This window comes from Allobosea sp. 01N443, from assembly GCF_056399325.1.
Window position 1 is genome coordinate 1 of the sequence record NZ_JBFTRC010000206.1, and the last position, 9,908, is coordinate 9,908.

Annotated in this window: 6 protein-coding genes and 2 pseudogenes; 5 read left to right on the top strand and 3 right to left on the bottom strand. The window is 60.6% G+C overall.

The window, feature by feature from the left end; all coding sequences use genetic code 11:
• Window positions 1-252: 252 nt before the first annotated feature.
• A pseudogene (locus AC1DRP_RS31195) lies at window positions 253-557 on the top strand (IS701 family transposase); the annotation flags it as partial.
• Between the two features lie 168 nt (window positions 558-725).
• On the opposite strand, the gene AC1DRP_RS31200 reads toward AC1DRP_RS31195, so the two are convergent.
• Entirely contained in the window at window positions 726-1,001 is a 276-nt protein-coding gene (locus AC1DRP_RS31200) for a hypothetical protein (protein WP_476770522.1), read from the bottom strand.
• Between the two features lie 905 nt (window positions 1,002-1,906).
• On the opposite strand from AC1DRP_RS31200, the gene AC1DRP_RS31205 reads away from it, so the two are divergent.
• A complete protein-coding gene (locus AC1DRP_RS31205) occupies window positions 1,907-5,017 on the top strand; it encodes an autotransporter family protein (protein ID WP_476770523.1) in 3,111 nt (1,036 codons plus the stop codon).
• A gap of 570 nt (window positions 5,018-5,587) precedes the next feature.
• Window positions 5,588-6,127: a hypothetical protein gene (locus AC1DRP_RS31210; RefSeq protein ID WP_476770524.1), complete on the top strand. Its 540-nt coding sequence runs from the start codon at window positions 5,588-5,590 to the stop codon at window positions 6,125-6,127.
• A 92-nt stretch (window positions 6,128-6,219) separates the two neighbouring features.
• Here AC1DRP_RS31210 and AC1DRP_RS31215 read toward each other — a convergent pair whose 3' ends face one another.
• Window positions 6,220-7,218: a hypothetical protein gene (locus tag AC1DRP_RS31215; RefSeq protein ID WP_476770525.1), complete on the bottom strand. Its 999-nt coding sequence runs from the start codon at window positions 7,216-7,218 to the stop codon at window positions 6,220-6,222.
• Between the two features lie 369 nt (window positions 7,219-7,587).
• Between AC1DRP_RS31215 and AC1DRP_RS31220 the strand changes: the two genes are divergently transcribed.
• Together AC1DRP_RS31220 and AC1DRP_RS31225 are read left to right on the top strand one after the other, a co-directional pair.
• Complete coding sequence (locus AC1DRP_RS31220) at window positions 7,588-8,172, top strand: hypothetical protein (protein ID WP_476770526.1); 585 nt, start codon at window positions 7,588-7,590, stop codon at window positions 8,170-8,172.
• A gap of 786 nt (window positions 8,173-8,958) precedes the next feature.
• Window positions 8,959-9,171 (top strand): hypothetical protein, encoded by a 213-nt coding sequence (locus AC1DRP_RS31225; RefSeq protein ID WP_476770527.1) that lies wholly within the window; start codon window positions 8,959-8,961, stop codon window positions 9,169-9,171.
• 70 nt (window positions 9,172-9,241) lie between these two features.
• Here the strand turns inward: AC1DRP_RS31225 and AC1DRP_RS31230 are convergent.
• Window positions 9,242-9,691, bottom strand: a pseudogene (locus AC1DRP_RS31230) (integrase core domain-containing protein); the annotation flags it as partial.
• Window positions 9,692-9,908: the final 217 nt, after the last annotated feature.

Here is a 9,908-nt window from a genome sequence, read left to right on the forward strand (position 1 = left end):
GGTTCATCCGTGTCGGCGAGTGTGCGCAGGCATGATGTCGCGACCATGGGCATCCTCCGACGGCAGCGTGCCAGAAGGATGCAATGTCCGCCATGGCCCTGTGGGCCAAATTCACCGTCAGCGGAAGTCGCGCGTCTTGACCCTGATCGGATCAAGTTCGAGGGCTGGATGTGGCATTTTGCATGGAACCGTATCTGCGCGAAACGATCTGTAATGCTTCATCCGGCAGCAGTCGCTGAATTCCCTTCGACCCAGCTGGTCGACACCGCCAAGCTGCGCTGGCGGATCGAGCGAGACCATCAGGAGCTCAAGCAGGAGCTGGGCCTGGGTCACTACGAAGGCCGAGCTTGGCGGGGTTTCCACCACCACGCCAGTCTCTGTATCGCCGCCTACGGCTTCCTGGTCGCTCTGAGGAGACGATTCCCCCCTCAGCTCCAGCTCGCGCCCAGGGCCGCCAAACACCTGGCCTTCCCGACGGTTATCGACCGCGGGGATCCTCCCGGTCCGTACCGAGCGGCATGTCCCGACCTCGATCCCGATCCTCAGGCGACGCCTGACCGTGGCCATGGCCAACCGTCTGCAACGATGTCCATGCTGCACAAGTTCCATGGACGCTCAGCGACAGACACGCAATTTATGACGCAGTAAGATTAGAAGCGGCTCCCATTTTTCCGCATCGGCAGGGCGAGTTGGCCGAGCCGGATCAGCAGAGGGAGCGCACTGGGTCACTGCGCCTGACCGTGAGGCGCGGAGGTGGCCAAGAGCAAGTCGTCGATTGCCTTCTTGAGGGATAGGAGCCCTTCACGGCTACTCTGAAGCTGGCACGAAACGACCGGGACGATGGGGACGGTCTGGTCGCGCATCACGGTGGGGCGACTGGTAATCAAAACGATGCTGTAGAGGCCGTTCCCGTGCAGGAGGCCGCCGACGCCGTCGAAGGCTATCGTCGCTGCCCCATAGTCGACGGCGGCAGGCCTTGAGGTCTCCTCGGATGTGGCCAAAATCTAACCCCTTCCCCCTTATCGGAATATTGCCTGACCCTGCCTCACGGCTAGGATTGCAACCGCGGTCCTGAAGGCCAAGCTCGGGGCGCGCGACAATGCGCGCGACAAACGTCTTGACGGTCACACCAAAATTAGAAGCGGCGGCTTGGCCCGCGACGAGCATCATCCCGCCAGCCACAAGTGCGCGCATCCAAGTCTCCCCCTTTGGCGAGTGTGCGGACTAACAGGTGTTTCGGGAAGGGGCTAAAGGGCGCGCCTTTCGCTAGACCGACGTCCTATGAACGAGGGTTGCCCTGCCCGTGGAATGGAGGGACCCACGTGTTGGTGGCTCTCCTTTCATCCTATTGGGTGGCTCCCCAATCAAATTGATGGCGGGCTCCTGAAGCGATTGAATATTCGAGATACGCAGGGTCACGCAGGACGCCGATTCAGGGGGCAAATTGGATGCCTATTCACAGCAGGGTGGGCTCTCCATCATATCGTCCGTAGCTGTCTTTGGTTGATAAAGGCCTCGTACGCTAAGGTCGAACGAAACATGAACGAAATCTCCTTGTGTCTCGCGACTTCCGCGGCAGGGCGTCTGATCCCAGTGGATAACCGTGCCAGCTCGGCAACATTCACCGGTAGTTGGTGCTGCGTGCGGGGTTGAGCAGTGGCAAGGCGCAAGATTCTCAAAGCTCAGGATCGACGGGAGCTTTTAGACATTCCTGCCGATGAGGACAGCCTGATCCGACGACGGCGGTCGATTGCACGGCGCGCAATTGTCGCGTGACCTATTGTGAAGCCAGCGCTCGACCCATTCGGCAGATATTGCCAATAACCGTTCATTAATAACATGAGATTTAGCTGAGAATACCGAATCGTAGGCTATCTGTATTCACGAACCTGTACGGAGGTAGTGGATGACGGGGCGCGACTACTTAACGACTGACCCAGCACTGGCTGAATTTTTGTTGCACCCGGTTTCCGTCAGCGTGGGCGCGCCACGACTTGCAACGACTGCCGAGCGGATTATTCAATCTCCCCAATGGATGAAGCGCCGGCGCGTGCATGAGACGACGCGGCTCTTAGCTTGGCTTTCAGCCATTGTTGCTAGCGCAGTCTGGCTCTCGGCACCGCCCGCCTACGCTCAATCCGCGTGCATAGGGTTTAGTGGAAACGGAGGGGTTACCCAGATTGGCCCGCCTCCATGTACCGTCGGCAATATCCTTGTCGGCTTCGGGACGGCGATCACCGCCACGCTTGGTGCCAATGTGACCGCGAACGGTTCGGTGACGGCCCGGGGGTTCGGGACCGGAATTGATGCCGGCACCAATTCGATCGTCATATTGAACGGTCCGGTGACAGCGAGTGGCCTGGGGTTGGGTGCCAGCAGCGGAGCACGGATCGAGGCCAACGGAATCGTGTTGAGCAATGACGGCGGTGGCGGAGCCATCGCCATGCAGGCCAACGGCGGGACCATCATCGCACGCGCCGTTACTGTGAATTGGCCCAATGGCGGTGGTCAAAGTCTCGTGCAGGCCCTGGCCGGAGGGCTGATCGAGTTTACGTCCGGCTCCTCGATCAACAATCCCAATGGCGGTATCCCGTCCGCCTTGCTCGCTGACGGCGCGGGCAGCCGSATCATTGCCGATGGCCTGCTCGTTTTCATGGGCAACGCCGGCGGCATCACCGGGGCCAAGGCACAAAATGGCGGCAGTATCAGCCTGACCGGAGGCAGCAGGATCACCTTTTCAGGCGGCGGCGGAAGCAGGGGCCTGGTCGCGTCCGGCGTCGGCAGCACGATCAACGCCCAGGACCTCACAATCACTGCCACCAACGGTGGCGGCGACGACATCGGCGCCCGCGCCKAGGCGGGCGGCCAAGTGCATTTCGTCGGCAGCACGGTGAACGTCACGGGTGCGGGTGGCGGCGAGAAGGGCCTGCAGGCGATCAACGCCGGTAGCGTGATCACCACCCAGAACACCAACGTCAGCGTCAGCGGAGGCGGCGGCAACTCGGGTTTGAATGCCGACGGTGGTGGCCGCATCGAAACGACGGACGGCGTGGTTATTGTCATCAACGGAGTCGGCGGCCGGATTCAGAATGGCGGCAGCGCCACCATGACCGGCACCGATGTCACCGCCTCCGGCATTGGCGGGGTCGGCTTCTCCTTCGACAGTGGCGGAACGAACCTGCTGCGCTACAGCAACGCGGCAATTCAGGCGAGCGATGCCTCATTTTCTGTCCAGGCGGCGATTGCGGACATCGGGCTCGTCAATACGATCGCGATCACGAACAACAATACCCTGCTGGCGACAGGCGGGGGCGGCAGCACAACGTTCAACGCGCAAGGTTCGACGCTGCGAGGGGTCATCACCACGCCGGCAGGCAATACCAGCAATGTGACGCTTACTCAGGCCACTGCCTGGACGATGACGGGCAATTCGACCGCAACGAGTGTTACCAACGACAACAGCCAGATTATCTATAGCCCTCCCACGGGGGATTTGACGCAGCTCGCGAGTTACAAAACGCTGACCGTGAGAGACTATGTTGGCAGGAGCGGAACGCTCGCTCTCAACACCTATCTCGGCTCCGATGGCTCCCCCTCTGACCGCTTGGTCATTGATGGTGGTCGGGCGAGCGGGACGTCATCGCTGCTGATTTCGAATACCATTGGGCCGGGCGATCTGACCCTAGGAAATGGCATTCTCGTCGTAGATGCCATCAACGCGGGCACGACGGATGCAGGTACATTCGCGCTAGGCAGGCCGGCTATTGCAGGGCCGTACGAATATGCCCTCCTACGGGGCAGCGTGGACAATTCAGGACCTCAGAATTGGTATCTGCGATCGGACTTGCAGCCCGATCCAACGCCACCAGGGCCCGACCCGACTCCAATCCCGCCTGGGCCGGGCCCGACACCGGCGCCGCCAAGCTCGGGTATTCCGAATTTCCGGCGAGAAGTCTCGCTGTTCGCCGCGCTTCCGGCGATGGGGCTGATATATGGCCGTACCCTGATCGACAGCCTGCACGAACGGGGCGGCGAATTGCACCCGCTCGCGCTGCCGCCGGTCAGCGAGGAGCGGACGATCTGGTGCAAGAATCCGGAGAAAAACTTTCGCTGCACCACCACCGTGCAACTTCCGGTCGGCGCCAGCGTCCCCGGCAGCTCCTATGCTTCGGCCGGCTGGGCCCGGATCATCGGCCAGCACGGCAACCAGGACGGTGGCCCCTGGGGCATCTACCGCAACGGCCCGAACTACGATTACGACATGTACGCCTTCCAGGCCGGGCTCGATCTCTATCGCAGCCTCGGCACTGACGGCAGCCGCAACCACGCCGGCCTCTATGCCGCGATCGGACGGATCGAAGGCGATGTCACCCATTTCAACGGCATCAAGGCCGGCACCAACACCATCGACGGCTATTCGCTCGGCGCCTACTGGACGCATTTCGGACCGTCCGGCTGGTATCTCGACGGGGTCGTGCAGGGCACCTGGTACGCTGCAGAGGCTGACTCAAAGCGCTTGTTCAAGTTGAAGCGCGATGGTTTCGGCTTCGCGGCCTCGCTCGAGGGCGGTTATCCGCTCCAGCTAGGCAACGGCTTCATCCTTGAGCCACAGGCACAGATGATCTACCAGACCCTGGCCAACGGATCCGGCCGTGACGAGGCGGCGCTGGTGCGCTTCAGCGATGCCGATTCTCTGGCCGGCCGCATCGGCGCCCGCCTGGCCAAGAGCTGGACGCTGGAGGAGGATCCGCGCGCCAAGCCCCGCCTGCTCACCGCCTGGCTGAAGGCGAGCCTCTGGAACGAGTTCCTCGGCGATCCCAAGACCTCGTTCTCCTCGGCCACGGGGCTGATCCCCTTCCACGCCGATCTCGGCGGCTCCTGGGCCGAACTCAGGACCGGTGTCGACGCCCAGATCAGCAGGAACACAGCGCTCTACGCGTCGGCCGGTTACTCGATCGGGCTCAATGGCCGCTCGCGCGCCTATGACGGCCGGCTTGGGATCAAAGTAAGTTGGTAGCGCAAGCTGTGAGCGTCCCTGAGACCGTTGCTGAAGGGGCAAAGCGATCGACGCTACATCTAAAGGGCGAGTGCGGCCAGCGCGTCACCTGGTAGGCGCGGGCGTCTGCGGGGGAGCTTCGCGATTGCACCAACCCGGCTGTCCTTACCCTGTCTTGCCTTCAGTCGAGTTGCCCGGAAGCGGACCCTGCAGATGTCGGTGACGGGCCGCCAGGCTAGGATGATTTAATTTCCGAGTTGGGTCGTTTCCGGAAAGGGCGACGGCGGACCACCAACGTCCGGGATGGGAGCCGGCCGGATTGCATCAAGGCGTTCCGTTCGGCGCGCCCAGTTCCTCATCGACCTCGCCCTCGAAGGCGCGCTTCTTCCCCACGATGAAGCGTCGGTAGCCTTCAGGGCCGATCTAGGCATTGACACCCGCCGTCTCGGCACGTTTCCGCTTGCCGATCGGGACGGCATCTCCTCAGTCGGGCTGAGTTTGCGGTCCGGTCGGCAGGAGCTTTGCCATTTTCCTGAGGTTCTGGACGGTGGCTACGACGAGAGCGGACGTCGTTCCCCAAGCAGACATGCGATGGAACCGGACGTGGTAATGGGCTACCTTCCAAATTGGCTTCCCAAGAAGCTGTCTCCATTGGACCTTAAGTCCTACGTCTACATAGTTTTCGAGATGGAGACCCGGGAGCGATCAATGCGGTGTACCCGATATTCGAGCGCGGTTGTCATTGGCCTTGTAGCGAGCAGCCTGGTTGCAAACGTGAAGGCGGCAGAGGGCCCCTTAGTCACCTATCAAGGAGCCTGGCTCGCGGACGACCTCGCTTGTGGAGACGTATTCACGCCGGGGCGTAAAGGAATGATGTTCAAGGTCCCTACGGAGCTATTCGTCCCTGCCTTCATTATCTCCGGGGATCGCATCAGCACGCCTTGGACGGCCTGCCGGATTGGCGCCGTCAGCCGCATCGGCGACCGTGATAACCTGTCACTATTCTGCGTCCACTCTGTTACCCGCACCCAGTCCTCCGCGATCCTAGCAAAAGGGTCAGACGGGCGCTTAAAGCGCTATTCCAACGCCAGCGATCAAACCGGCAGCAACTACAGGCTCTGCAGTAAATAGGCCTCCGGAGGTCTCAGTGTGACACTGACAGACCGCCGGTAAGCAGATCTTCGGTTGGTGCTTTATGCCCCCGGCTTCGCGGGGATCGCCCCTTAGGGGACCTTCGACGATGCATGCAATGGGGGCTTGATGGCCTGAGCGACCGCTGCGGCGATCTTCTGCGCTACGCCACTTTCGAGATCGATGATGTTCCCGGAATGCAGGTCGGCCTCGTAAATAGCGGACCAGCGAATGGCGGCCGTTTCTCCATCTACGAGCCGGCTGGTTATTCTGAGCTTGTTATCGGCAGCACGGATCATCCCCTCAAGGATGTGCCGGGCGCCGAGCTGACGCCGGGCAGCGGATGATCGCTGCGCCAGGTCATCGGAAGCCTCGCTTCGGACGATTGTCAGCCCCTGAAACGTAGCGAGCTGCGAGAGCATCTCTTCGGAAAGGCCGGCAGCAAAAACACCGGCGTCTGGCGTTGGGGACAGGTTGACGAATGGCTTTACGAGAAGAGAGAGACCCGGGGTGCTTGTCGATGAAGCAGCCGGTCGTGATGAATCCCCCATTACCATGACTGTCACAACGGTACCGAACGCCAGCGCAGTAACCGAGCCGATGAGCCAGGGGCGTCTGAGCCAGCCGAAGAAGTCTGGACGGGGTTGGGATAGCGGCTGCGGTTCGGTCAATGAGAGGGGTTGGGCAAGCAACTGATCGCCCAATCGCCATGCAAAGCTCGGCACGTAGCTTCCCTTGGGAATTTCGATCAGGACCCGGTCTGTCTTGCCTTCAAGAAAGTAATATCGCTCCAATGCGCGCCGGAGCCGACCGGCCTCGATGCGCACGACCGGATCGTTCAAAATGTCGATATTCGCATCCCGCCCGAAGACTTCGACCGCGATCGAATAGGCCTTTATGCGGTCGGCCCGGCCAGCGAGCGTCTCCTCAATCACATAGGACAGAAACCGCCGCAGCCGATCCGGAGCGCTGAAATCGCGGCTTGCCAAAATGCAATGCAGTTGCGCGCGGATATCGGCTTCGCATGGCGCGGGTTGCGGTTGGGAACGCGAGGCATCAGGAACAAAACTCGATGTCACTTGCCGGTTCATGGAGTTAATTCTCCCGCTCATCAATCCCGGCATGCGCATGATGTTCAGATGGGGCGATCACTGCGATCCCACTTAAGGGTATTCGCTCAGATTTCTACACCCCTTAAATCGCATCGGGCAATATTTGTTGCTTAAATATTCGCCAAATTTCGGACGAACTATGGTGGCGCGCTGCGGCAATAATGCGGTCGACGCGCGGGCTTGACCCTCCGTCCCGCCTTTGACATTCCGTCCCAGCTGGATGTTCCAAATTCATTCTTGTTCCGTACTAATTACAGTGCCAGCGGCCAGTATGGCTGATGCGGTCGCCGCAAGGCTTTGCGTGGCGACGACCCCGGAAAAGCGGAGCGGTTCACAGATGTTCCGATCTTGACCCGCGGCCAATCGGTCCATGTGACCGAGCAGATGGCCAGTCGGGTTCTCGAAGGATTGGAAGGCGTCGTCGCCCGGGCTCAGCGCCTATTCACGCTTGAATGGTCCGAGACCATGCCGCGCAGCGAGTTCTTTGCCGACATGAAGATCGCCGTTAGTTCGGATGTGCCCTTCACCAAAGGTGAGGAGACGATACAGATTGGCAATGCCTCAGTGCGTATGATCCAGTTAAGCCGAGGTATCAACGAATTTGAGCGTGTCACCATTTCAACAGCGACGCTGCCGGCCCCGTATCGGGTCGCAGAGCTGGAAGATTCGCTGAGACGCGTCGTATCAAATGCGTTTGAAAGCATCGGGGCGAGCCAAGTTGGCGCGAGTATAGTCAGTAACTTCAGCGGCGCCACCAGTGTCACCGCAACCGGAAAAATCTCTATCGGCGGAAAGACCTTTTGGATGGCCTTTCGCAGCGTCTATCGCGAAACCCATACGCAGGTGCTCGAGATTCTGACGATTTCGGACGCTCGCTCGAAGGCAGTAGCCCTGCGAGAGCGTCAGGAAAATGACATTCGGCTGCTCGATTGAGTGTGGATTGCCGTCCTGGATGTGGATGGGGGGACCTGGCCCCACGCTCTTGAGCGAGCTCCCTCGGCAGATCGCCGGGTGTATTGCTACGTATACCCGGCCTACGGATATGGCTACCCTGCCTATTATGGGCCGCGGGTCTATTGCCGCCTGCGTCATTACTATGCGCGGCCAGCCTATTATGCCCCCCCGTTATTACGGCTGGAATCGGGGCTATTACCGCCAGAGCTACTACTGGTGAGGCTAGGACAGACGATGAGCTCTCGCTAGGGAAACACTGATAGCTTCGCCCGATTGGCCGTGCCACTGCACGAACTGCGTCGACCTTACCTCAGTGAACCTTCAGATCGTGCCATACCGTTGTCTCAGATGCGGATCAGAGGCGGTTGTGAAGTACGGCGATCCCGCAATATCCGACGTGTCTGGCCGTACTGTCGCGTCATGGGACAAGGACACGCTATCGAGCGGCCTTCATCTTTGTCCCAACTGTGAGAAGCGAACGCTGAGGTTTGGTGATGGTGTTCTCCAGCGGCCACGTCTGATGTACGACTAAACTGCTCGGATTTTCGAGAAGGCGGTCCTAGCCGGTCGCACCGAGGGTCTGTTAGCCCACCCAATTCGGCGAGCCTGGACGACGGTACCGGCCAGCAACGGACACTTCCACCGGATGGCGACTTGGGGCAAGATGCGCAGACCGTAACCATAAGGAAGCGGGTCCACGCCCAGAGTTTATGCAAACAGCGCGACCAATCGCGCCCTCATGTACTCCGTTATAGGGTGGCCACGATGACAAAGCTCCATCCCGTGCACGATCTTCAGGCCAACCTTGAAGCAGCGCGCCTCAAGTTCATTGAAACACTAGCGGGGAAAGTGTCCCCACCCACTCCCGATGCGTTACGGGAACTTGCGGCAATTCATATGGCCCTGTCTGCTGTTCGGGAAGAAATCGAGTTGCATAGCGTAAGATTGGGATGGGGCGATAAGGACGAATTGAACTAACTGAAGTGTATCGAATCGCGTCAATTGCCCGCGACGGTGGCCTGCCCCCATCAGGTGGCCCGGTTCTAATCTAATGCATGCTGGGCTTGGCGGCCACGTTTGAGGTGGCCGGCGAAGCGGGTTGGGTTTGCGTAGCCGGCCACGCCACGGCGGTTGGTGCTGGCGGCCGGTAGCCGAGCGAGGAGTGTGGGCGCCGGGTATTGTAATGCTGACGCCAGCCCTCGATGACGATCCGGGCCTCGGCGAGGCTGTAGAACAGCTCGGTGTTCAGGAGTTCGTCGCGAAGCTTGGAGTTAAAGCTCTCGCAATAGCCGTTCTCCCAAGGACTGCAAGGTTCGATAAATGCCGTCTTCGCTCCAACCGCCACGATCCCCTCCCGCACCGCCTTGGCGACGAACTCGGGACCGTTGTCCGAACGAACATGCCCGGGCACTCCGCGGAGGATGAAGAGATCGGATAGCACGTCGATGACGTCGATGGACTTGAGCAGCTGCCTGGCCGGCACCTTCAGCCCCTCCCGCCGCCAGATCCGCTCTACTCCCGCCCCCTTGGGCCGTCGCCTATCGTTGCAGCTTCACCGAAGTCCCGCTTCCCCCCGCGGTCGCAGAGGCGAACGACGAGGGATCCAGGCGGGCCAACCCGGAGGCCACAACATGTCGACATTGAAGCACTGGTCGCTTGCTTTCGCCCTGCTTGCCGGCGTGGCGTCCTGGTCCGACAGCCAGCCGGCCAGAGCG

Excerpts from the sequence above, each read along its gene's own strand:
- AC1DRP_RS31210 (WP_476770524.1), top strand. The coding sequence starts at position 5,588 with ATGGAACCGGACGTGGTAATGGGCTACCTTCCAAATTGGCTTCCCAAG.
- AC1DRP_RS31215 (WP_476770525.1), bottom strand. The coding sequence starts at position 7,218 with ATGAACCGGCAAGTGACATCGAGTTTTGTTCCTGATGCCTCGCGTTCC.
- AC1DRP_RS31225 (WP_476770527.1), top strand. The coding sequence starts at position 8,959 with ATGACAAAGCTCCATCCCGTGCACGATCTTCAGGCCAACCTTGAAGCA.